This is a genomic window from Frankia sp. CeTa3Moorea (assembly GCF_978021225.1).
This window is the reverse complement of record NZ_CDXDOR010000089.1, coordinates 1-20,748: the sequence shown is the minus strand read 5'-3', so window position 1 is coordinate 20,748 and position 20,748 is coordinate 1. Positions and strand designations below refer to the sequence as shown.

The 20,748-nt window shown below is 73.1% G+C and carries 25 protein-coding genes and 2 pseudogenes; 19 read left to right on the top strand and 8 right to left on the bottom strand.

The annotated features are described in order from the left end of the window. A pseudogene (locus AC08OV_RS15685) lies at positions 1-247 on the top strand (cobyrinate a,c-diamide synthase); the annotation flags it as partial. Further along, the gene (locus tag AC08OV_RS15680) at positions 244-720 is read left to right on the top strand and encodes a cobalamin biosynthesis protein (RefSeq protein ID WP_476619859.1); all 477 of its coding nucleotides are present in this window, start codon (positions 244-246) and stop codon (positions 718-720) included. The pseudogene AC08OV_RS15685 and the gene AC08OV_RS15680, both read left to right, overlap by 4 nt. A 109-nt stretch (positions 721-829) precedes the next feature. On the opposite strand, the gene AC08OV_RS15675 is transcribed toward AC08OV_RS15680, so the two are convergent. Further along, entirely contained in the window at positions 830-1,114 is a 285-nt protein-coding gene (locus AC08OV_RS15675; RefSeq protein WP_476616023.1) for a helix-turn-helix domain-containing protein, read from the bottom strand. 203 nt (positions 1,115-1,317) lie between these two features. Between AC08OV_RS15675 and map the strand changes: the two genes are divergently transcribed. Next, the gene (gene map / locus AC08OV_RS15670) at positions 1,318-2,085 is read left to right on the top strand and encodes a type I methionyl aminopeptidase (RefSeq protein ID WP_476616021.1); all 768 of its coding nucleotides are present in this window, start codon (positions 1,318-1,320) and stop codon (positions 2,083-2,085) included. A gap of 109 nt (positions 2,086-2,194) precedes the next feature. Further along, positions 2,195-2,689, top strand: coding sequence for a MarR family winged helix-turn-helix transcriptional regulator (locus tag AC08OV_RS15665; RefSeq protein WP_476619858.1), 495 nt, complete (start codon positions 2,195-2,197; stop codon positions 2,687-2,689). A gap of 60 nt (positions 2,690-2,749) precedes the next feature. On the opposite strand, the gene AC08OV_RS15660 is transcribed toward AC08OV_RS15665, so the two are convergent. Both AC08OV_RS15660 and AC08OV_RS15655 read right to left on the bottom strand, forming a co-directional pair. Next, positions 2,750-3,184 (bottom strand): arsenate reductase ArsC, encoded by a 435-nt coding sequence (locus AC08OV_RS15660; protein ID WP_476616019.1) that lies wholly within the window; start codon positions 3,182-3,184, stop codon positions 2,750-2,752. A gap of 120 nt (positions 3,185-3,304) precedes the next feature. After that, positions 3,305-3,727, bottom strand: coding sequence for an ArsR/SmtB family transcription factor (locus tag AC08OV_RS15655; protein ID WP_476619857.1), 423 nt, complete (start codon positions 3,725-3,727; stop codon positions 3,305-3,307). 174 nt (positions 3,728-3,901) lie between these two features. Here AC08OV_RS15655 and AC08OV_RS15650 point away from each other — a divergent pair, with 174 nt between their 5' ends. The 5 genes from AC08OV_RS15650 (at position 3,902) to AC08OV_RS15630 (ending at position 9,384) form a co-directional block, all read left to right on the top strand. Next, on the top strand, positions 3,902-4,702 hold the full coding sequence (locus AC08OV_RS15650; protein WP_476619856.1) for an MIP/aquaporin family protein: 801 nt from the start codon (positions 3,902-3,904) through the stop codon (positions 4,700-4,702). A 215-nt stretch (positions 4,703-4,917) separates the two neighbouring features. Continuing rightward, complete coding sequence (locus AC08OV_RS15645) at positions 4,918-5,649, top strand: arsenate reductase/protein-tyrosine-phosphatase family protein (protein ID WP_476619855.1); 732 nt, start codon at positions 4,918-4,920, stop codon at positions 5,647-5,649. A gap of 36 nt (positions 5,650-5,685) precedes the next feature. Continuing rightward, complete coding sequence (locus tag AC08OV_RS15640) at positions 5,686-6,363, top strand: arsenate reductase/protein-tyrosine-phosphatase family protein (protein WP_476619854.1); 678 nt, start codon at positions 5,686-5,688, stop codon at positions 6,361-6,363. 174 nt (positions 6,364-6,537) lie between these two features. Then, positions 6,538-8,013, top strand: a complete 1,476-nt coding sequence (locus tag AC08OV_RS15635; protein WP_476619853.1) for an MFS transporter — start codon at positions 6,538-6,540, stop codon at positions 8,011-8,013. A 123-nt stretch (positions 8,014-8,136) separates the two neighbouring features. Beyond that, the gene (locus AC08OV_RS15630; protein ID WP_476619852.1) at positions 8,137-9,384 is read left to right on the top strand and encodes a GNAT family N-acetyltransferase; all 1,248 of its coding nucleotides are present in this window, start codon (positions 8,137-8,139) and stop codon (positions 9,382-9,384) included. 37 nt (positions 9,385-9,421) lie between these two features. Here AC08OV_RS15630 and AC08OV_RS15625 read toward each other — a convergent pair whose 3' ends face one another. Beyond that, positions 9,422-10,219 carry an SDR family NAD(P)-dependent oxidoreductase gene (locus tag AC08OV_RS15625; RefSeq protein WP_476614199.1) on the bottom strand — a complete coding sequence of 266 codons (798 nt, stop codon included), beginning with the start codon at positions 10,217-10,219 and terminating at the stop codon, positions 9,422-9,424. Between the two features lie 579 nt (positions 10,220-10,798). Here AC08OV_RS15625 and AC08OV_RS15620 point away from each other — a divergent pair. Continuing rightward, complete coding sequence (locus tag AC08OV_RS15620; RefSeq protein WP_476614200.1) at positions 10,799-11,749, top strand: hypothetical protein; 951 nt, start codon at positions 10,799-10,801, stop codon at positions 11,747-11,749. Between the two features lie 20 nt (positions 11,750-11,769). On the opposite strand, the gene AC08OV_RS15615 is transcribed toward AC08OV_RS15620, so the two are convergent. Then, positions 11,770-12,042: a hypothetical protein gene (locus tag AC08OV_RS15615; protein WP_476599476.1), complete on the bottom strand. Its 273-nt coding sequence runs from the start codon at positions 12,040-12,042 to the stop codon at positions 11,770-11,772. A gap of 236 nt (positions 12,043-12,278) precedes the next feature. On the opposite strand from AC08OV_RS15615, the gene AC08OV_RS15610 reads away from it, so the two are divergent. Beyond that, the gene (locus AC08OV_RS15610; RefSeq protein ID WP_476619851.1) at positions 12,279-12,767 is read left to right on the top strand and encodes a TM2 domain-containing protein; all 489 of its coding nucleotides are present in this window, start codon (positions 12,279-12,281) and stop codon (positions 12,765-12,767) included. Here the strand turns inward: AC08OV_RS15610 and AC08OV_RS15605 are convergent. Further along, positions 12,752-13,327, bottom strand: a complete 576-nt coding sequence (locus tag AC08OV_RS15605) for a TetR/AcrR family transcriptional regulator (protein ID WP_476614202.1) — start codon at positions 13,325-13,327, stop codon at positions 12,752-12,754. The genes AC08OV_RS15610 and AC08OV_RS15605 overlap by 16 nt on opposite strands. A gap of 103 nt (positions 13,328-13,430) precedes the next feature. Between AC08OV_RS15605 and AC08OV_RS15600 the strand changes: the two genes are divergently transcribed. The 7 genes from AC08OV_RS15600 to AC08OV_RS15570 all read left to right on the top strand — a co-directional run bounded on the left by AC08OV_RS15600 (position 13,431) and on the right by AC08OV_RS15570 (position 19,382). Beyond that, the gene (locus tag AC08OV_RS15600; RefSeq protein ID WP_476614203.1) at positions 13,431-14,831 is read left to right on the top strand and encodes an MFS transporter; all 1,401 of its coding nucleotides are present in this window, start codon (positions 13,431-13,433) and stop codon (positions 14,829-14,831) included. Positions 14,832-14,887: 56 nt separating this feature from the next. Further along, on the top strand, positions 14,888-15,433 hold the full coding sequence (locus tag AC08OV_RS15595; RefSeq protein ID WP_476614204.1) for a metal ABC transporter solute-binding protein, Zn/Mn family: 546 nt from the start codon (positions 14,888-14,890) through the stop codon (positions 15,431-15,433). An 8-nt stretch (positions 15,434-15,441) separates the two neighbouring features. Further along, on the top strand, positions 15,442-16,176 hold the full coding sequence (locus AC08OV_RS15590; RefSeq protein WP_476619850.1) for a metal ABC transporter ATP-binding protein: 735 nt from the start codon (positions 15,442-15,444) through the stop codon (positions 16,174-16,176). Continuing rightward, positions 16,173-17,066: a metal ABC transporter permease gene (locus AC08OV_RS15585; RefSeq protein ID WP_476614206.1), complete on the top strand. Its 894-nt coding sequence runs from the start codon at positions 16,173-16,175 to the stop codon at positions 17,064-17,066. The genes AC08OV_RS15590 and AC08OV_RS15585 overlap by 4 nt, the downstream gene beginning before the upstream one ends. Before the next feature lie 104 nt (positions 17,067-17,170). Then, positions 17,171-17,371, top strand: a complete 201-nt coding sequence (locus AC08OV_RS15580) for a hypothetical protein (protein WP_476593351.1) — start codon at positions 17,171-17,173, stop codon at positions 17,369-17,371. Beyond that, a complete protein-coding gene (locus tag AC08OV_RS15575; RefSeq protein WP_476614207.1) occupies positions 17,368-18,357 on the top strand; it encodes a CobW family GTP-binding protein in 990 nt (329 codons plus the stop codon). Before AC08OV_RS15580 ends, AC08OV_RS15575 begins: the two co-directional genes overlap by 4 nt. Then, the gene (locus AC08OV_RS15570; RefSeq protein WP_476614208.1) at positions 18,354-19,382 is read left to right on the top strand and encodes a WD40 repeat domain-containing protein; all 1,029 of its coding nucleotides are present in this window, start codon (positions 18,354-18,356) and stop codon (positions 19,380-19,382) included. The genes AC08OV_RS15575 and AC08OV_RS15570 overlap by 4 nt, the downstream gene beginning before the upstream one ends. Before the next feature lie 187 nt (positions 19,383-19,569). Here AC08OV_RS15570 and AC08OV_RS15565 read toward each other — a convergent pair whose 3' ends face one another. After that, on the bottom strand, positions 19,570-19,794 hold the full coding sequence (locus tag AC08OV_RS15565; RefSeq protein WP_476614209.1) for a helix-turn-helix transcriptional regulator: 225 nt from the start codon (positions 19,792-19,794) through the stop codon (positions 19,570-19,572). Further along, positions 19,791-20,186, bottom strand: coding sequence for a hypothetical protein (locus tag AC08OV_RS15560; RefSeq protein WP_476619849.1), 396 nt, complete (start codon positions 20,184-20,186; stop codon positions 19,791-19,793). Before AC08OV_RS15560 ends, AC08OV_RS15565 begins: the two co-directional genes overlap by 4 nt. A gap of 213 nt (positions 20,187-20,399) precedes the next feature. Here AC08OV_RS15560 and AC08OV_RS15555 point away from each other — a divergent pair. After that, positions 20,400-20,748 (top strand): annotated as a pseudogene (locus tag AC08OV_RS15555) (hypothetical protein); the annotation flags it as partial.

Here is a 20,748-nt window from a genome sequence, read left to right as displayed (position 1 = left end):
CCCCGCGGGCCCACCCCCCGGGCCCTCGGGGGTGGCGGCGTGGTGGCTGCCGCTACCCGGAACCGCTCCCCGGCCTGCGCCGGGACGCGTCGCGGGTGGTGGCCGGCGCGGCGGGGAGCAGGCGGCGTCGCCGTGGATATCCGAGGGGTTCGTGCACCGCCGGGTGCACGCCTCCTACCTACATCTGCACTGGGCCGGACGACCCGGCGCCGCCACCCGCCTGCTCGCCGCCGCCCGCGCGGCGTGACCGGAGCAGAACCGGGGGACGGGGGACTGGTCGTCGGTGTCGGTGCACGGCCCGGGGTGACGGCGGCGGAGATCCTGGGGCTGGTCGAGGCGGCGCTGCACGACCTCGCGGCGCCGGTGAGCGCGGTGCGCCGGATGGCGACGGTCGAGGCCCGCCGGGACGAACCGGGCGTCGTCGCCGCCGCACGCCACCACGGCTGGCCGCTGGTGGGCCATCCCGCCGCCCTGCTCGCAGGCGTCGACGTGCCCCATCCCGGTGCCGCTGCCCACGCCGCGCTCGGCACCCCGAGCGTCGCCGAGGCCGCCTGCCTGATCCCCCTCGCTGTCCCCCTGTCCCCGGGAACGGCCACCCTGTCCCCGGGAACGGCCATGCCACAGCCGGTCCTGCTCGTACCCAAACGCGCCGGCCGGCGGGTGACGGTCGCGATCGCCCGGCATGGCGCGCCGGGTCGGGGTAGCGGCGCTTCCGCGTGACCGCGGACCAGGTCGGCTGGGCGGTCGAGCGGACCACTTTGATCAGCATCGGCTCGCGCCGCTGGTGTTGTTAAGGAAGACAAACGCGAATCGTTCTTCCCGACGTTTCTCAGCCCCAGGCGACGCCGGACGGGACCGCCGCGCCGGCGGGCACCGGGGCGCAGGCGTCGGCGAGCAGGTCCAGGGACAGGCCGAGGACCCGCGCCAGCGCGGCGACGGTGAAGAACGCCGGGGTCGCGATCCGACCTGCCTCGATCTTGCGCAGCGTCTCCGCCGACAGCCCGGCCGCCGCGGCGACCTCGACCATGCTGCGGTCCCCCCGGGCGGTGCGCAGCAGGGCGCCCAACCGCTCACCGCGTTCGCGTTCCAGCCGGGTCAACGGCGTCCGCACCATGACCATGATGCTAGTACCGGCATGCCCCTACCCGGCTCCGCACCACAACCGTGATACTAATAACGGTATAAGAATTGGTCACGGGTGCGGGTCCGAGCCTGTCGGCTGAGTAGAGGGCAGGCGGGGCAGCCGGGGTCTCCCGTGGGCTCTCCTGCGGCACCGGCGGCGGGAGACGGCACCGGCGGCGGGAGACGGAGCAACCCATGGTCGAACTGAAGTCGGGCACGGCGATCGAGGCGATGGCCGCGGCCGGGGCGGTCGTCGCCCGCGCCCTCGCGGCGGTACGCGCCACCGCCGCGGCCGGCGTCACCCTGCGCGAGCTCGACGACACCGCGCACGCGGTGATCCGCGACGCCGGGGCCGACCCGGCCTTCCTGCACTACCAGCCGCCCTTCGCCCCGAGCCCGTTCCCCGCGGTCATCTGCACCTCGGTCAACGACACGATCGTGCACGGCATCCCCGACGGCACCCCGCTGCGCGACGGCGACCTGCTCAGCGTCGACTGCGGCGCCGAGCTCGACGGCTGGGTCGGCGACGCGGCCGTCAGCTTCTGCGTCGGCACCCCCCGACCGGGCGACGCCGACCTCGTCGAGACCACCCGCCGCGCGCTGGCCGCCGGCATCACCGCCGCGGTCGCGGGCGGCCGCCTCGGCGACATCGCGCACGCCATCGGCCGGGTCGGGCGGGCAGCCGGCTACGGCATCCCGCGCGGCTTCGGCGGCCACGGCATCGGCCGGCGCATGCACGAGGACCCCGGTGTTCCCAACGACGGCCGGCCCGGCCGGGGCATGCTGCTGCGCCCCGGACTGGTCCTCGCCCTGGAGCCGATGTTCCTCGCCGGCGGTCGCGACCACTGCCGCACGGCCCCCGACGGCTGGGCGCTGCGCACCGGCGACGGCAGCCGCGCCGCCCACGCCGAGCACACCGTCGCGATCACCGAGGACGGCCCCCGCGTGCTGACCGCCCCCTGAGGGCGGATCGTGGCCGGCGCGGGTGATGATCCCGCCAGGCGATCGTCGGCGCGGAGAACCTGCTGATCCGACCGGTGAAACCCGGCCCTTTCCTAGCTATCCTGTCGGGGTGGCGGTGCAGCTACGGCTGGAGCGGGACGCGCGGGCGTTGACCGAGGTCGTCACTCGACTTCGACGGGTGCTGCGGACGAGTATCCGCAGCGACTACCCGTGGGAGGCCCTGCCGATGGCCCAGGTGGAGTTGTTGCAGTGCCTGCAGGAACGCGACGGCGCGCGGGTGGGTGAGCTCGCAGGCCTGCTCCACCTGGCTCCGAATACGGTGAGCACCCTGGTGCAACAGATGTCGGACGCGGATCTTCTGCGGCGGGTCACCGACCCGGCCGACCGGCGCGCGGCCCGGGTGTCGTTGACCGAGACCGGTACCCGCCATCTGCAGGGGTGGCGCGAGGCCCACGAACGCAGGCTCGGCGACGCACTGGGCCGGCTCGCCGCCGCCGACCAGGCCGTTATCGTCGAAGCCTTGCCGGCCCTGTCACGCCTGGTCGAACAACTCGATGACCGCCGCACGGCCGACCCGTCCCCCGCCGCCACCGGCGGGCCCTGAGCGCGGATCTCCGGGGGGCGTAATCACACACGTTGGCATCTACCTCGGCGGGCAGAGCGGTCAGGCTGGGATGCTCGGACGCTCCGGCCGGCTGCCGATCTCCGCGATGAGGTCCTTGATAAGGATCTCGATCTGGTCGCGGATCGGGCGAACAGCGTCAACGCCCTGGCCGGCGGGGTCGTCGAGGTCCCAGGTGAGATAGTTCTTGCCGGGGAAGACCGGGCAGGCGTCGCCGCAGCCCATGCTGATCACATAGTCGGAGGCCTGCACCGCCTCGGTGGTCAGCACCTTGGGCTTCTGGCCGGTGATGTCGATGCCGACCTCGGCCATGGCGGCGGCCGCGGCGGGGTTGACCTGCTCGGCGGGCAGGGAGCCGGCGGAACGCACCTCGATCCGGTCACCGGCGAGGTGTCGCAGGAATCCGGCGGCCATCTGGGAGCGGCCGGCGTTGTGCACGCAGACGAACAGGACGGATGCAACAGGGCTGGTGGTCACGGCAGTCTCGTGGCCTTCCTCACAGCGCAGCGTGCCGGCTACGCCGATGGATGCGGTCGGGTCTAGAGCGGGGTTCGGTCCCGGCGTACCGGGCCATGGATCGTAGGCGCCGGAGCGCCGTCAGCAGCAGGGGCTGATCATCGTGCTGAGTGCGGCGAGGGCGTCGGGTGCGGCCTTGTAGTAGGCCCAGACCCCGCGCTTGTCGCGGGTGAGCAGGCCGACGTCGACGAGGACTTTCAGGTGGTGGCTGATCGTGGGCTGGGTCAGCCCGAGCGGCTCGGTCAGCTCGCACACGCACGCCTCCCCGCCCTCGTGGGCGTAGATCAGCGACAGCAGCCGCAGCCGGGTTGGGTCCGCGATCGCCTTGAGCACACCGGCGAGGCGGGCGGCGGCCTCGGCGGACAGCGGTTGACGGGTCAACGGGCTGCAACACACCCACGCTCCAGGCCCGGCCGCCGCGTCCGCCGCGGCCGGGGCGCGCGTGGTCACGGCGGGGGGCGGTAGGGCGGCCGACGATGCGGCGGGGCGGGTTGCGGTGGTCATGGCCTCCAGCATGCCTCAGCTATTGACAGCGGTCTATGCCTGGGCGCATCCTCGGCGCCAGCAGTTGCTATAGATGTCGGTCGATGTCTGGAGGGTTGGGATGGCGAGGGTGCAGTTGGCGTTGAACGTCTCGGACGTGGACGCCGCGGTGGACTTCTACTTCCTGACCGCGCGATGACGGGAGAACAGCTACAGCCACATCTCGCCCGGCGGTTGGCGGCGGAGGCGGTCGGCAGCATGCTGCTGGCCGCCCTCGTCATCGGCTCCGGCATCGCCGCCCAGCAGCTCAGCCCGAACCAGACCGGCCTGGAACTGGCGGAGAACGCGGTGGCCACCGCCGCCGGCCTGTTCGCGATCATCTTGATGGTCGGGCCGGTGTCCGGGGCGCACTTCAACCCGGTCGTGTCCGCGGTCGACGCCGTCTTCGGCGGACTGTCGTGGCGGGACGTGGCCGCCTACCTGCCCGCCCAGGTCGCCGGCTGCATCGCCGGCGCCGTCCTGGCGAACTTGATGTTCGACCGGTCGGCGGTGTCGATCTCCACCCACCACCGGGCCACCTGGCCGCATCTGCTGTCCGAGGTCGTCGCCACGGCCGGCCTGCTGCTGGTCATCTTCGCCCTGGCCCGCTCGGGCCGGTCAGACAAGGCTCCGGCCGCGGTCGGCGCCTACATCGGCGCCGCCTACTGGTTCACCTCGTCCACGTCCTTCGCCAACCCGGCGATCACGACTGGCCGGATGTTCTCCGACAGCTTCGCCGGTATTGCTCCGGCGTCCGCTCCGGGGTTCATCGCCGCGCAGCTCGTCGGCGGCCTGGTCGGGACCGGGCTGATCCGCCTGTTCTACCCGCAGCTGGGCCGGGCCGCGGCGGCGGAGGTCGTCGTCGCTCATCCCGCCGCGAGCGTGAATGGCGCGGCCGCGGCCGGTGAGCCCGACCAGTCCGTCCGATCTCGTCCATCGGGGATATCCGGTACGTGACCGTCGCTCGTGCTGGGACGGTGCACCGGCCGCAAGGCGCGGGCCGCGCTCGATTCGGGAACGGTGCTCATGCTGGCGGGTCCGTGCCCGGCAGGAGCGCAGCCCGCCGCTGACCCGAGTTGTCTCTGCGGAGGCGTGGCCGGGGTGTGGCGTGCGGGCCCATCTTGACCGCAGCCACCCCCACACCGACAATCACCTCAATGGACGTTGAGTCAATGACAGTTGAGCGAAGGGCCGCGTTGCATGCGGCGCTCGCCGAGCCCGCGCGACTGGCCGTCGTCGACGCCCTGGCCCTCGGCGAAGCGTCCCCGAGCGAGCTGGGCACCGCGCTCGGAATCCCGTCGAACCTGCTCGCCCACCACCTCGCCACGCTGGAGGGCACCGGGCTGATCCGGCGGACCCGCTCGCAGGCCGACCGTCGCCGCAGCTACCTGCACCTCGTACCCGAGGCCCTGGCCACCCTCCTTCCGCCCGCGGTCCTCCCGGCGCCGCGCGTGGTCTTCGTCTGCACCCACAACACCGCACGCTCGCAGCTGGCCGCCGCGCAATGGACGGCCCGAAGCGGCGTCCCCGCGGCCTCAGCCGGCACCGACCCCGCCCCGGCCGTCCACCCCCGCACGATCGACGTCGCCCGCCGCCACGGCCTGGCCCTCACCGCCCCGCGCACAGCGCACCTCGACGACGTCCTGCAACCCGACGACCTCGTGGTGACCGTCTGCGACAACGCCCACGAACACCTGCGACGCCCCACGGAACGCCGGCTGCACTGGTCGGTGCCCGACCCGGTCCCGACCGACACCGACGACGCCTTCGAGCGCGCCTTCGCCGACCTCGCAACCCGCATCGAACGGCTCGCGGGAGCCGTCGCGGGCCCGGCGCCGGCCGCGGCGGCCGGCGCCAACGGCCGGCCCGCCGCAGCGACCGTTGATCAGCACCGTCCCGCCTGACCCGCACGGCCCTCTTCCGGCAAGGAGATAAGTCCCATGACCGACTCCACCCACCCAGCCGACCGGCTATCCGGGCTCAATCTGGCCGCGCGCAACCAGGTGAAGGCGGCGATCCGCCGGCTGGCCTACGAGTACGAAACCTGCTTCACCCAAGGCAACGTGGAAGAGGTCTTTACCGACTCATTCAACCGTTTCGCTGCTACCGCCCGGGTCACCCTGTACCTGCCGGTGCTGGCAGAAAAGCTCACCCGGGAACGCCTTGAAGCGTTGGCTACCACCCGCGGGCTGATCGCCAAGAAGGTCCCGGAGGTGCTGTTCGTCTGCGTGCACAACGCCGGCCGCTCCCAGATGGCCGCCGCGTTCACCCGCCACTACGCCGGCACCCAGCTGCACATCCGCACCGGCGGCTCGGACCCTGCCGAAGGCATCCACCCCGAGGTCATCGTCGCGATGAAAGAGATCGGGCTGAGTCTGGACGAGGAGTTCCCCAAGCCGCTCACCGACGACATCCTCGCTGCCGCCGACGTCGTGATCACCATGGGCTGTGGCGACACCTGCCCCTACGTTCCCGGTAAGCGCTATGAGGACTGGCCCATCGACGACCCCGCCGTCTCTGCCCCGGAGCGGGTACGGGCCATCCGCGACGACATCGGCACCCGCGTGCGCGGCCTGCTTGCCAGCCTCCTGCCCGACCAGGCTCTGCCCGCCCGCTAGCCCGCGGCCGGTTATCCGGCCCGCGTGCCCACGCCGCGTGCCCACGTCCAGCGGCCGGCCTGGCATCCGCCCCCGCACCGGCCTACTATGTCTGTGACAGAGTTTATCTGTCACGGACATAGCTGGAGAGCCGCGCCCTGCCATGAGCGGCTTCCGCTGGAGGAGCAGGTAGCCATGGACCCGGGCGTGCGTACCGCCGCGTCCCGCAACACCCTGATGTCGCTGCTGGCCCACGAGCGGGCCCGCCCTCGCGCGGTCCGCGACCTGCCGGGCGGCTGGTGGCTGGCGGTCGCCACCGTGTGCTTCGGCGCGTTCATGGGCCAACTCGACGCCAGCATCGTCACCCTGGCCTACGGGCCGCTGTGCGCACAGTTCCACGCCCCGCTCGCTGCAGTCACCTGGGTCTCCCTGGCCTACCTGCTCACCCTGGTCGCCCTGCTGGTGCCCGTCGGCCGGCTCGCCGACGCCTACGGCCGCAAACAGTTCTACCTCTACGGACTCCTCGTCTTCACCGCCGCCTCTGCCGCCTGTGGCCTGGCTCCCAGCCTCGCCGCTTTGATCGGTTCCCGCGTCGCGCAAGCCGTCGGCGCCGCGATGCTGCAGGCCAACAGCGTCGCCCTTGTCGCCACCAGCGCACCCCGCCCGAGGATGCGCGCCGCCCTGGGCGTCCAGGCCGCCGCCCAGGCCCTCGGCCTCGCTCTCGGCCCCACCCTCGGCGGAGCCCTGGTCACCACTCTCGGCTGGCGCTGGGTGTTCGCCATCAACGTCCCCGTCGGGACAATCGCCCTCATCGCCGGCTACTACCTGCTACCCCGCACCCGCCAGCGCACCGACCCTGCCCCCTTCGACTGGCCGGGCCTGGCCCTCCTCGCCACCGCCACCACCACCCTGCTGCTGGCCGTCTCGGCTGTCTCCGGCCTGAACCTGCCCTCCGCGGCCACCGCCATCCTCGCCATCCTCGCCCCGCTCGCCGGCTACGGCCTCGTCCGACGGGAACGCCGCGCGCCGGCACCCCTGATCGACCTGCGCCTCCTTCGCATCCCTGCCCTCGCGGGGGGACTCGTCGGCGCGCTGTGCGGCTACCTCGTCCTGTTCGGCCCGCTCGTCCTGGTCCCCGTCGTCCTCACCGACCGCGGCACCTCCCCCCTGCACGCCGGGCTGGTCCTCACCGCCCTGCCCGGAGGCTTCGCGCTCGCCGCCAGCGGCGCCGGGGCGGTCCTACCCGACCGGTGGAGCGACCGCCGCCGCTACGCGCTCGGCGCCGTCACCTGCACGATGGCACTCGCCGCCGCACTCGCCGTGCCACTGTCCGCACCCTGGCTGATCCCCCCGATGGCCGTGCTCGGCCTCGGCCTCGGCCTCTACACCCCCACCAACAACACCGCGATCATGAGTGCGATCCCGGCCCACGTGGCGGGTACCGGCGGGGGACTGGTCAACATGACCCGCGGCCTGGGCACCGCCCTCGGCGTGGCCATGGTCACCCTCGCCGTCCACCTCGCCGCCGGCCCCACCGGACCCCGCCTGGCAATCGTCGGCCTCACCGCGGCATCCCTCCTCCTGTTCGTCCCCCTCCTCACCCCTAGCCCCGCCCGATTTTCGGCGAGTACTACGGCGACCCCCACCTGGACCACCCGTCCGTCCGTCTGACCGCCCGCCTGACCCCCCGTCCGATCCGGGGCGGGGTCGGAGGGGCGGCGCGGACAACCGGGATCCCGGTCGGGCGGGAAAAAACGCCTTGGCCGGCGGCCGGGGCTCTGCCAGGGTGGCGGCGTGATCTTTGATCCTCCCGACGGCCTGACGATGCGCCATCCCACCGCGGACGACCAGGGGCGCGTGCTCGCCGTCATGGACGACTGGTGGGGTGGCTTCCAGGGGGCCGCCGGGTCGATACAGCGCGCGCTGCTGCTGCCGCGGCTGTTCTTCCAGCACTTCACCGACAGCAGCTACCTGGTGGAACGTGCCGGCGACGGCCGCCTTGTCGCCTTCCTCGTCGGTTTCCTGTCGGCCTCGGCACCCGAGGTCGCCTACATCCACTTCGTCGGCGTCGACCCGGCGCGCCGCCGCGGTGGTATCGCCGGCGGTCTCTACCGGCGGTTCTTCCGGCTCGCCGCCACCCGTGGGGCCCGCCGCGTCGACGCGGTCACCAGCCCGGGCAACGCGACGTCGCTGGCCTTCCACACCGGCCTGGGTTTCCGGGTCGAACCCGGCGACACCATGATCGACGGTGTCCCGGTCCACTCCGACTACGACGGGCCGGGGCTGCACCGCGTCACCTTCACCCGGCCGTTGACCGCCGCCGACCTCGACGCGGCGGCAACGGCCTTCCCACGCCTGCCAACGCCGGCCGCGCACCCGCCGGCAGCGGCCCGGCTGCGCGGCGGCGACCTGCGGGTCTGCTTCCTCGGGGACTCCTTCGTCGCGGGCGTGGGCGACCCCGCCCACCTGGGCTGGGTCGGGCGTCTGGCCGCCCGCACAGAGGACGCCGGCGTGGCGCTGACCGCCTACAACCTCGGGATCCGGCGTGCCACCTCCACCGAGGCCCACGCCCGATGGCGGGCGGAGTGCCTGCCCCGGCTGGCCGAGGCGGAACACCCCCGGCTCGTGATCTCCTTCGGCGTGAACGACATGTTCGGCGTGAACGACATGACCGCCGAGGCCGACACCACGGACCCGGCGGCGGGGACCGGGACGGCCACCCGGGTCCCGCCGCGGGACTCGGTCGCCGCCCTGACGGCCCTGCTCGCCGAGGCCCGCCCCCTCATGCCGGTGCTGATGGTCGGACCGCCCCCGTCCGGTGATCCCGGCCGCGACGAGCGCGTCGCGGACCTCACCGTCCGCTACGCCGAGGTCTGCGCCGCCTACGACGTCCCCTACGTCGACGTGTTCCCCGCCCTGCGCCGCCGGCTGTCCTGGGCGCGTGAGCTCGCCGCCGGTGACGGCGCGCACCCCGCGGCGGGCGGCTATACGCTGCTCACCGACCTGATCTTCGGCCCGTGGTGGCGCTGGCTGGCCGGGTGAGGATGATCCCGAAACCGCCCGGCCTACCGGAGAGGTCCTACCCGCGAGAGCCGTCCGGGGCCGGGCGGACGGCGCGTTCGGCGATCCGGATCAGCGCCCGCCGCGGCAGCAGCCGCCCACCCCGGGCCAGCAGCGCGTTGCGCCGTCCGTCGACGACCGAGGGACGGCCGCGTTCGAGGGCACGCATCGCACTGGCCACCGCCTGCTCGGGGGAACGTTTGCGCCCGACGGCGGCGTCCTCGGTACCGACGACGTCGAAGAACGGCGTGTCGGTGGAGCCGGGGCACAGCGCGAGCACCCTGACCCCCGCCGGGCGGGCCTCGGCCCACAGCGCCTCGGAGAAGGACAGCACGAACGCCTTCGTCGCCGCGTACACGGCCATGTGCGCCACCGGCTGGAACGCGGCGATGCTGGCCACGTTCACGATGCTGCCGCGCCCGCGGTGCACCATCGCGGGCAGGAAGCGCGCGGTCAGCTCGACGACGGCGACACAGTTGAGCCGCACCTGCCCGACCAGCCGCGCCGCCTCGGCCCCGGCCACGTCGCCGTGCGTGGCGAACCCGGCGTTGTTCACCAGCACGTCGACCCCGCCCCCGGCGGCGGCGACCCGTTCGGCGACGGCGTCGACCGCGGCCGGCTCCGCCAGATCGACGGCGATCACCTCGGTGCGCACGCCGTGGCGCCGGGTGATCTCGGCGGCGTTCGCGCGCAACCGGTCCTCGCCGCGCGCGACGAGCACGAGGTCGGCGCCCCGGGCGGCGAACTCGCGGGCGAAGACGGCGCCGATGCCCGTCGACGCACCGGTGATCAGTGCGGTCTGTCCGCGGAAATCCACTGCCTCTCCCTACCACAGTTCTCCCTACCGGCAGGGTGGCCCGGCCACGGGGAGTCAGGGCTTGCCCCTGGCAGGTGGGTTATCCGCCTGTGAGTTATCTGACGGATCGCGGGTTGGCGGCGGCGGCGGGGTGTCGAGGGGACAGGATCTGGACCGATGGCTCGACGACCGGGAACACCGCGCCCCCCGACCTGCCTGGCCTGCCTGACCTGCGCCGCGGCCACCTCACCGGCGGGGGCGGGCACAGCGGGGGCGGACCCCGAGCTCGATCATCGGGAACGTCCGAACTGTCCGGGGCGGACCAGGAGCAGACTCTGATCAATCTGTCAAACCGCTGTACACCACCCCCCTCTTGCGCGGTAGCTTGCGACTGGTCACAGTGTTTGCCGGATCAGCTACGCACTGGGGTGAACCGTGCAGGTTCACCAGCATCATCGGCGTACAGCCGGCCGTGCCGACCGGCGGCGGCCCCAGCCACGGGACGACGCAACGAAGCATGGTCCCCGCCCGGTCGAACATCCGTCGCCGGGCTGTGACCGGTGCGCCACGAGGCACCGGCCGGAACGTGAGGGGATGGTCATGAACGGCATGGAACTGTCGCCCACCCGGGCCTCGGACCGGCTCGGTCTGGCTGCCGCTGGACGGGCCGCGGCGGTACTCTCCCGGGAGATCACGTTCGCCGATCCCGATCCGGTGACGCTCACCGAACTCGACGACCGGCTGCACCGGTACGCCACGACCCTGTTCTCCGCCCCGCACACGACGCTGGTGGGCCCGGTCATCGCCGACTGGCGGCGGGTCCAGGCCGCCCTGGGACGGCGGCTGTCCCCGACGGTGCACGCCGAACTGACCCGGGTCGCCGGCTACCTGTCGTTCTCCCTCGGGATGCTGGCCGTTGACACCGGCGACGACACCTCGGCGCGGCGGTTCGCGACCCTCACCGAGCAGTTCGCCGCCCAGCTCGACGACCGGCTGCTCACCGGCACCGCGCACAGCCTGGACGCGGCGATCGCCTTCGTCACCGGGCGCTACGCCGCCGCCCGCAACGCCGCGGCCAAGGCGGCCGCTGTCGACCATCCCTACCTGCACGGCTGGGCGGCGGCGGTGCAGGCCACCGTCGCCGCGGCCACCGGCGACGAGGCAGCCCTCGACGCCGCCCTGAACCGGCTGCGCAACCGGCCGACCGTGCTCGGCCTGCGCCATCCCGGCTGGCCCCCCTTCGACGAGGTCCGGGAGGCCTGCGTCGTCGCCGACGCGATGGCCCGCCTCGGGATGCCCGGGGCGCGTTCCGCCGCGTACACCGCGATCGACCTGACCACCCCGGCGACCCTCGACCGCGGCTGGGCGCTGGCGTCGCTCGCCGCCGCCACGCTGCGCCGTGATCCCGCGGTGGCCGAAGCCGCCCTCCTCGAGGTGGAGGACATCCTCGACAAGCGCCCGTCGCGGGTGCTCACCCTGAGGACGAACGAGATCCTGATGCTCACCTCGGCACACGCCGAGCGCGCCTCGCGGCGGGCCGGCGCCGCCTGAGCCGAGCCCGGGGGAGCAGGTCACCGGGCCGGCCGGCCGGCCGCGGCGCGCAGCCGCGCACCGCGGCGCACGAGCAGCCGTTCGGCCAGCGCGTCGGCGCGTTCGATGTCCTCGAGGGTGGCCCGCGTGCGCCGCTCGACCTCCAGGACCGCCGCCAGCAGCTCGGCGGACAGCCGGGTGCGGGCGGCGACCCGGGCGACGCTGGGCGGCAGCACGGACGCGCTGCCCGGCGCGGTGGGTACGGCGGGCCGGGTGGTGGTGGTCGGACGAGAAGTCAGATGCGCCAGAGTCACACTCCAGTGATATCGCGGCTGGTACGCACCGCAACGTCTTGACTTCTCGGCGAATCCGGGGATCAGCATTGCCCCACAGGGCATCCACAGGGTCGCGGCAGGTTACCCACCGGCTTGTCGACAGGTTTATCCACATAACGATCTTTGTGTGGTAAACGTCACATTCCCGAAGGCCGGGATGCCGGTCGCGGTTCCGGTATTCCGGTCCATGCACGTAACCGGATGATCCTGTTACGGTGTGCACCGACAAGATCGGGGGCCACATGGCAGGGTGGGACGATCCGCACCGGCAGCCGCAGCAGCCTGGGCCGGCCGGATACTACGAGCCGTACGGGCACGAGCCGTACGGACAGCCGCCGCGGCCGCCTCATGGCCAGGCCGGCGGGCCGGGCCCGACGCCGTACCCGATCGGCCCGCCGCAGCCTTTCCCGGGTCCCGGCCCGGGCCAGGGTTACCCGCCGGTGCCGCCGGTACCGCCGAAGTCGGTCGCGGTCGCGCTGCTGCTGACCTTCCTGTGGCTGGGCGTGGGCCACATCTACGCCGGCAGGACCACCACGGGTGTCGTGCTCCTGATCGCCGACCTGTTCCTGTGGATGTTCTCCTTCTTCATCGTCACACTGATCATCACCGTTCCGGTGTGGTTCATCGTGTGGGTGATCGCCATGGTCAGCTCCGCCTCGGCGGTCCAGGAGTACAACACCCGGCTCGGCTACCCGCGCGGCTGACCACCGCGGGCGAGCAGGGCGTCCACCAACCGGCGGGCGTCGGCGAGATCGACCGGGTCGGCGACGAACAGGATGCGGTACATCATCGGTGCCATGACCCCCTCGACGATCTCACCGACCCCGGGGGCGGGTTCACCGCGACGCGCGGCCCGTTCGACGATGACCCCGATCTGCTTGCGGATGTACAGGTCGCAGCAGCACGCCGGCCGGTCGTCGCCACAGGAAGCGACCAGGTCGCGCAGGAACGCCCGGCCCGTGGGGGAGGACATCTCCTCCAGGTACTGCTCGCAGTAGGCGGCGAGATCGCCGCGCAGCGACCCGGTGCCCGCCGGCGGGGTCTCCGGGCGCAGCCGCTCGGCGGCGACGTCGGCGAGCAGCTCGGTCAGGTCCCCCCAGCGCCGATAGACGGTAGAGGCGGTCACCCCCGCCCGGGCGGCGACCAGCGGCACCGTGATCTCGTGCCGACCCCGCTCGGCCTGCAGCGCGCGCACCGCGGCATGCACGGACTGCTGGACCCGCGCGCTACGCCCCCCGAGCCGCGGACCCTCGGACGGACTCACGCATCCAGCCTAACGCACATCCTTTGCGTTAACGTCGGGCCGAGGGTACCGTCGGGCGCTAACGCAAAATCTTAGCTTTAGCTGTCCGGTGAAGGGAAACCCGATGTCCTCCCAACCCATCGCCACCGGCCTCCCCGCCGACCAGGCCGGCCAGACCAATCAGGCCGGCCAGGCCGGCGCCGCCGGTACCGGCGGCGGTGGTGGGAGCCCGTCCTCGGCGGCCTCCGCCCCGGTACCGGCGGTGGCCCTGCCGCGGCAGGCCGCGGCCCGCGACGCCCCGCCCGACCCGGGCACGGCGCCCCACCGGGGCAGGCTGTCCCCGCGCGCCGGATTCCTCCTGCAGACGTCGATGATCGGCTCGTTCCTCGCCGCGTCCTCGGCCCCCACCCCCCTCTACCCGGTCTACCAGGCCCGCTGGGGGTTCTCCCCGATCACCGTGACCGTCGTGTTCGCCGTGTACGCGCTGGCCGTCCTCGCCGCGTTGCTCACCGTCGGAGCCCTCTCCGACCACATCGGGCGCCGTCCGGTGCTGCTCACCTCCTCGCTGCTGCTCGCCGCCGCCCTCGCGGTGTTCGCCACCGCCGGCGGGGTAGGGGAACTGACCATCGGCCGCGTTCTGCAGGGCCTGGCGACCGGCGCCGCCAGCGGCGCCCTCGGCGCCGGCCTGCTCGACCTCGACCGGGCCCGCGGCACCCTGGCCAACGGAGTCGGCCCGTTCACCGGCCTGGCCCTGGGTGCCCTCGGGTCCAGTCTGCTCGTGGCCTACCTGCCCGCTCCCACCCGTCTGGTCTACCTGGTGCTGTGCGCGATCGTGCTCGCCCAGGCGGTCGGGGTCGCGGCGATGCCCGAGACCGCACCGCGCATCCCCGGAGCGCTCGCGTCGCTGCGCCCGACCATCGGCGTACCCGCCGCCGCCCGCCGCGACCTGCTGATCGCCGCCCCCTGCCTGGTCGCCTCCTGGGCCCTGAGCGGGTTCTACCTCTCCCTCGGCCCGAGCCTGGCCCGTCTCGTCGTCGACTCCCGCTGGGTCGTGCTGGGAGGTCTCGCGGTCTTCGCCATCACCGTGACCGCGGCCCTGACGGTGCTGCTCGTGCGCGACACCGCCCCCCGCACCGTGATGTTCCTCGGCGCCCTGGGCCTGCTCGTCGGCGTCGGTGTCACCCTGCTCGGCGCGGACCTTCCCTCCACCCCGACGTTCTTCGCCGGCACCACGCTGGCCGGTATCGGTCTCGGCGCCAGTTTCCAGGGCGGCCTGCGCGTCCTGATCCCCCTGGTCGCCCCGCACGAACGCGCCGGCCTGCTCTCGACCGTCTACGTGCTGTGCTACCTCGCCTTCGGCGTCCCCGCGGTCGTCGCCGGCTACCTGGTCACCCACCACGGGCTGCTGCCCACCGCCCGCGGGTACGGCCTGGTCGTCATGGCCCTCGCCGCGCTGGCGCTCCTCGGCCTGCTCACCCGGGCCCGGCGCCCGGCGGCCCTCGGCCGGCGAATCCGGGGGACCTGAGTACGGTCCGCGGTCCCCGACTCCACCTGCAGTCACCCGGTAGAGTATTGTTGAAAATGGTTTTTGTTTCTGGCGACAAGGACCCACATGTCTGGCTGGATCCGGTGCGGATGAAGGCGATGGCCGGCGTGGTCGCCGCCGCCTACACCGACGCCGATCCCGAGCACGCCGCGGGCTACCGGGCAAACCTGGCCACACTCGGGCGTGATCTCGACGGGTTGGGCGCGGCTCTGCGGGCGGGCCTGACCGGCTGCGCGCAGACGGCGATCGTGACCTCGCACGCCGCGTTCGGGTACCTGGCCGACCGGTACGGGCTGCGGCAGATCCCGATCGCCGGGTTGTCGCCGGACGCGGAGCCGGACGCCAGGACCCTCGCCGAGATCACCGACACGGCCCGGGCGGCCGGGGTACACACGGTGTTCTTCGAGGAGGCGCTGCCACCCGATCTGGCCAGGACCGTCGCCACGGCGATCGGCGCCCGGGTGGACCTGCTCGCCGCGTTGGAGTTCGACCCAGGCAAGGCGTTGGGTGCCGGTCAGGACTACCTCAGCGTGATGCGCGGCAACGGGCAGCGCCTGCACACCGGCCTGGAGTGCCGGTGAACCCGCCGGTGCTGCAGGCGCGCGGCCTGACCGTGCGGTACGGGCGGGTCACCGCGATCGAAGACGTGGACGTGGCCCTGGCGGCCGGGGAGCTGGTCGCCCTCGTGGGGCGCAACGGCGCCGGCAAGTCCACCCTGCTGCGCGCCCTCGCCGGCCTCACCCCCCACGAGGGCACCGTCACCCGCCAGGCGACGGCATGCCACCACCGGCGCACCGAACTGCGGGGGGCGAGCGAGGTGCGGGTGGCGTTCGTGCCGCAACGCGCCACCCCGCGCTGGGACCTGCCCATCTCGGTCCGCCAGGCGGTGGCGACCGGCCGGCTTTCCCCGCGGCGGTGGTGGCGGCGGCCAGCCGCCGCGGACCGCCGCGCCATCGAGGCGGCCCTGTTACGCATGGATCTGCATTCCCTGGCGGACCGGCCGGTGGGCGAGCTGTCCGGGGGACAGGCGCAGCGGCTGCTGCTGGCCCGCGCCCTGGCGCAGGAACCGGACGTGCTGCTGCTCGACGAGCCGTGCGACGGCCTGGACGCCGCGAGCGTCAGCGCGTTGCTGGCCGCGCTGACCGAGCTGGCCACCGGCGGCATCGCGGTCTGCTGCGCGCTGCACGAGCTGCACCTGGCCCGTGGCCTGTTCGACCGGGCAGTGGTCATCGACCGGGCGGTACTCGCCGACGGGCCCGCCGGCCAGGTGCTGCCCGCCGGCGCCCCGCTGCCGGTCGCGGCCGGCCGCGGGGCGCCGGCGTGAGTGGCCTCGGCTGGCTGACCGGGCCACTGGGGTACCCGTTCATGCAGCGCGCCCTGGTCACCACCCTGGCCGTCGGCGTGGCCGCACCGGTCGCCGGGGTGTGGGCCACCAGCCGCCGCCTGGTGTACCTGACCGACGCGATGAGCCACGCCATCCTCGCCGGCGTCGCCGCCGCCGCGCTGCTCGGCGCCTCCCTGCTGGCCGGCGGGCTGGTCGCGGCGGCGGTGATGGCGCTGCTGGTCGCCGTGCTGGTGGTCCGGGCTCGGCTGCCGGAGGACAGCGCCATCGGGGTGGTCGGGCAGGGACTGTTCGCCCTCGGGGTGATCGGGGTATCGCAAAGCACCGAGCCTCGTGCCCTCTCGCACGTGCTGTTCGGCAACCCGCTGACCGTCACCACCACCGATGTGATCATCGAGTTGGCGGTCGCCGCGCTGGTCGTCGCCGCGGCCGCGGGATGCCTGCCGCTGCTGGTCGCCACCACCTTCGACCCGGGCCACGCCCGCACCCTCGGCGTGCGCACCGGCCTGGTCGACACCGCGGTCATCCTCGGGCTCGGCCTCGTAGTCGTGATCGGCCTGACCACCGTCGGAGTCCTGATGGCGCTGACGCTGTGCATCGCCCCGGCCGCCGCCGCCCGGCTGCTGTCCAGCCGCCTGCACCGCGTCCTGCTGCTGGCCGCCGGCCTCGGCGTCACCGCCGGGCTGGTCGGGCTGCTGGCCAGCTACCACCTCGGCCTGCCCGCCGGCCCCGTGGTCGGGGTGCTCGCGGTCACCGAGGTCGCCACCGCCGCGCTGACCCGCGCCGCCCGCCCCGGCACCCGCACCGGCCATGGGCGTGTGCCGCTGGCCGGCTGCGACCAAACCACCACCGGCCAAGGGAGAACATCCTGACCACCAAGCCGACAACCCCACTGGCCGGCCCCATCCGCCCCGCCGGCCGGCCCGACGGCACCGGCCGGGCCAACGCCGCCGCCCTCAAGGCGGTCGTCCGCGACATGCTGCTGCTGGACGACAGCCACACGGTGGTCATCCAGCAGCTGGCCTGCGCCGAGCCGGGCTGCCCACCTGTGGAAACCGTCATTGCCGTGCTGTCCGCGGGCGCGCCGACGCGCCGCTGGACGCTGCACCAGCCGATGGCCGAGCTGACCGCCGAGTCCGTTCGCGCCGCCCTGTCACCCGAAGGAGAAAAAGAATGACTGATACCCGGGTACCCGTCACCGTGCTGACCGGTTTTCTCGGTTCCGGCAAGACCACCCTGCTCAACCGCATCCTCAGCGAACAGCACGGCCTGCGCATCGCCGTCATCGAGAACGAGTTCGGCGAGCTCGGCGTCGACGACGCCCTCGTCCTGGACGCCGAAGAAGAAATCTTCGAGATGAACAACGGCTGCATCTGCTGCACCGTGCGCGGGGATCTCATCCGCATCCTCGGCACGCTGATGCGCCGCCGCGACCGCTTCGACCGGATCCTGGTGGAGACCACCGGCCTGGCCGACCCCGCGCCCGTGGCGCAGACCTTCTTCGTCGACGACGAGATCCGCGGCCAGCTGCGCCTGGACGCGATCATCACCCTCGTCGACGCCAGGCACATCCTCACCCACCTCGACGAGGTCAAACCCGACGGGGTGGAGAACGAGGCCGTCGAGCAGGTCGCCTTCGCCGACCGCCTCGTGCTCAACAAGACCGACCTGGTCGACCCCGACCAGCTGGGCGGCATCCAGACCCGGCTGCGGCAGATCAACGCCCTCGCCGACATCATCCCGGCGCAGCACGCGAAGATCGACCTGGCTGCCATCCTCGACGTCGGCGCGTTCGACCTCTCCCGCGTCCTGCAGACCGACCCGCAGTTCCTGCAGAGCACCGACCACCAGCACGACGCCACCGTCACCTCGGTCGGCATCGACACCCCCGGTGACGTCGACATCGACAAGCTTAACGCCTGGCTCGGCAAGCTCCTCGCGAACAAGGGCGTGGACATCTTCCGGTCCAAAGGCATCCTCGCCCTGGCCGGCAACGACCGCCAGTACGTCTTCCAGGGCGTGCACATGCTCTTCGACGGCGACACCTGCCGCCCCTGGCGCGAGAACGAACCACGCACCAACCGGCTGGTCTTCATCGGCCGCAACCTCGACCGCGCCGAACTGGAGGCCGGGTTCACCGCCTGCCTCACCACCGCCGCATGAGCACCGCGACCATCGAAGCCCCGCTGTGGCAGGCCAGGATCGACGAGACCCCCGTCGCCGTGAGCGCGGCCGGCGGGCTGCTCGCCGTGGCCGGCGCCGACGGGACCTGCGCCATCCACCAGGCCGACACCGGTGAGCCCGCCGCCTCCCTGTCGGTCGACGGCGGCCTGCTCGACGCCGCGTTCTCCCCCGACGGTGCCCACCTGGCGCTGACCGGCCCCACCGGCTACCGGCTGTGGCACACCACCGGCCAGCAGCACAGCCCGTCCGGCACGGCCGGCTGGTCCGCCCGCGCCCGCTGGTACGGCGCCAACCGGGTGGCGGTCGCCTGCGGCCGGCACGTCCGGGTGCACGCCGCCGACGGCAGCCTGCTGTGGTGCACCGGCCCGGCGCCCAGCACCGTCACCGACCTCGCCTGGCTGCGGGCGGGCCGCGAGGTCGTCGCCGCCGCCTACGGCGGCGCCTACCGCTACGCCCGGCACAGCACCGACCCGGTCGAACACCTGCGCTACCCGGGCTCGCACCTCGCGATCGCCGTCGGCGCCAACGACCGGTGGGTCTGCACCGGCAACCAGGACCGCAGCGTGCACATCTGGCGCACCCGCGACCGGCAGGACCTGGAGATGCCGGGCTACCTGGGCAAGGTCACCCAGCTGGCGTTCGACCCCACCGGGCGATGGCTCGCCAACAACGGCGCCCCCGACGTCACCGTCTGGGACTTCGCCGGCAAAGGCCCCGGTGGCAGCAAGCCCCGGCTGCTGCGCGGTCACGACACCATCACCGCGCTCGCCTGGCAGCCCGCGACCGGCGCCGGCCTGGCCACCTGCGGCGCCGACGCCACCGCCGCGCTGTGGCGCGTCACCGCCGCCGCGCCCGGCCGCCCCGCCCGACCGGCGCACCGGTTCGACCTCGACGCCCCGGCCACCGCCCTCACCTGGCTCGACCAGCGGCGCATCCTCATCGCCACCCGCGCCGGCACCCTGTACGCGTTCGACACCGGCGCCTACCTGGAAGGCGGCCGTTAAGGAGGGTCTGACCTGCCCGGCCTCCGGCCAGGCGGGAAAACCGCGCTCGTGCTGGTCGACCTCCAGCACTGGATCGTCGCCATGCCATGGGCTCCGATTGCGGGCGCAGCCGTCGTCGACGCCTGCGTCCGACTGCGCGACGGCCTGGCCGGGACCGGGACGAAAACCGTGCTCGTAACAGTCGAGCTCAGGGCCGGTCGGTGGCGGTGGTTGTCCCTGACCGGTCGGGGATGAAGATCTCCTCGATGGCCAGGCTGAAGATGTCGGCGAGGGTGAAGGCCAGGAGAAGGCTGGGGTCGTACCGTTCGGTCTCGATCGCGTTGATGGTCTGCCGGGATACCCGGCATCGGTCGGCCAGGTCGGCCTGGCTCCACCGGCGTTCCGCCCGCAGCACGCGCAGCCGGTTCTTCATCGGCGTAGACGGGTGCGTAGCTCTGCGATCAGCAGCCACATCGCCACGCCGCCGATGGTGATTATCTGGGTGAGCTGGCGTAGCTGGACGATGCCGGCGGCGTCGAGCAGGGCGGCTAGCTGAAGCCCTACCAGGACTGCCGCGAAGGCAATCGCCATACTCTCCAGTTGGATCTTGCGCTGGTACTCGTCGGCGCGGCGGAAGGCGCGCAGCAGTACCCATGCCACGGCGAGCGTGAACGCGCCGCTGACCCCCAGCCACCAGGCTTCCTGGGCGGCGGTCTGGTCGGGGTCGCTGCCCAGGGCCAGAGCGATCCCTCCGAGGGTGGCGACGGGGAGACCGTCCAGGAAGATCGCCCTGCGGGCGGCGCGTGTCACGTTGTCCTGCCGCATCTTATCGATCATGGCATGAATGTAAAGCTGACTTTCCATCAAGTCAAGTTTGCTTGTCATAGGCCGCCCTGGGCGTCGATGCAGAAGGAAACGGTTACGTAGGCGTACCCGTATCCTTGGGGAGGAGTGAGAGGAGACCGGCGTGGCCGACGCCACCACGCGGCTGGACGCCGAACTCGACCGTCGCCTGGGCCAGGATCAGGCGACGGCCCAGTGACGGGCACCCTGCACGTCGTCCTCGACGACGCGGCCATGGTCGCCGCCGGGCACGGCAACGCACTGGCCTCCCGCCTGATCCACCGCGCGCGCACCGAACCGGACTGGTACCTCCTGGCCGTCCTCGACCTCGCCGGGCTAAGCCGCGGCCCGGTTCTAACGCCGCCAGGGGGAACGCGACCCGGGGCGCGGCGCCGGCTCGGTCGCCGCCCAGATCCGCCGCCACCGTGCGGTCGGAGTGTTCGGGGCGCCACGCAGCCGCGCGGAGACCGCCGCCGACCCCGTGGCCCCACCCGTCCCACCCCGGTCGGGGGACCGCCCGCGGGCTGGTCCGGCCGGGTGGGAC

Coding starts and splice junctions, on each gene's coding strand:
- AC08OV_RS15595 (WP_476614204.1), top strand. CDS start 14,888: ATGGTTTTTGTTTCTGGCGACAAGGACCCACATGTCTGGCTGGATCCG.
- AC08OV_RS15650 (WP_476619856.1), top strand. CDS start 3,902: ATGACGGGAGAACAGCTACAGCCACATCTCGCCCGGCGGTTGGCGGCG.
- AC08OV_RS15635 (WP_476619853.1), top strand. CDS start 6,538: ATGGACCCGGGCGTGCGTACCGCCGCGTCCCGCAACACCCTGATGTCG.
- AC08OV_RS15600 (WP_476614203.1), top strand. CDS start 13,431: ATGTCCTCCCAACCCATCGCCACCGGCCTCCCCGCCGACCAGGCCGGC.
- AC08OV_RS15620 (WP_476614200.1), top strand. CDS start 10,799: ATGAACGGCATGGAACTGTCGCCCACCCGGGCCTCGGACCGGCTCGGT.
- AC08OV_RS15580 (WP_476593351.1), top strand. CDS start 17,171: ATGCTGCTGCTGGACGACAGCCACACGGTGGTCATCCAGCAGCTGGCC.
- AC08OV_RS15645 (WP_476619855.1), top strand. CDS start 4,918: ATGACAGTTGAGCGAAGGGCCGCGTTGCATGCGGCGCTCGCCGAGCCC.
- AC08OV_RS15640 (WP_476619854.1), top strand. CDS start 5,686: ATGACCGACTCCACCCACCCAGCCGACCGGCTATCCGGGCTCAATCTG.
- AC08OV_RS15675 (WP_476616023.1), bottom strand. CDS start 1,114: ATGGTGCGGACGCCGTTGACCCGGCTGGAACGCGAACGCGGTGAGCGG.
- AC08OV_RS15575 (WP_476614207.1), top strand. CDS start 17,368: ATGACTGATACCCGGGTACCCGTCACCGTGCTGACCGGTTTTCTCGGT.
- AC08OV_RS15565 (WP_476614209.1), bottom strand. CDS start 19,794: ATGAAGAACCGGCTGCGCGTGCTGCGGGCGGAACGCCGGTGGAGCCAG.
- AC08OV_RS15655 (WP_476619857.1), bottom strand. CDS start 3,727: ATGACCACCGCAACCCGCCCCGCCGCATCGTCGGCCGCCCTACCGCCC.
- AC08OV_RS15560 (WP_476619849.1), bottom strand. CDS start 20,186: ATGCGGCAGGACAACGTGACACGCGCCGCCCGCAGGGCGATCTTCCTG.
- map (WP_476616021.1), top strand. CDS start 1,318: ATGGTCGAACTGAAGTCGGGCACGGCGATCGAGGCGATGGCCGCGGCC.
- AC08OV_RS15570 (WP_476614208.1), top strand. CDS start 18,354: ATGAGCACCGCGACCATCGAAGCCCCGCTGTGGCAGGCCAGGATCGAC.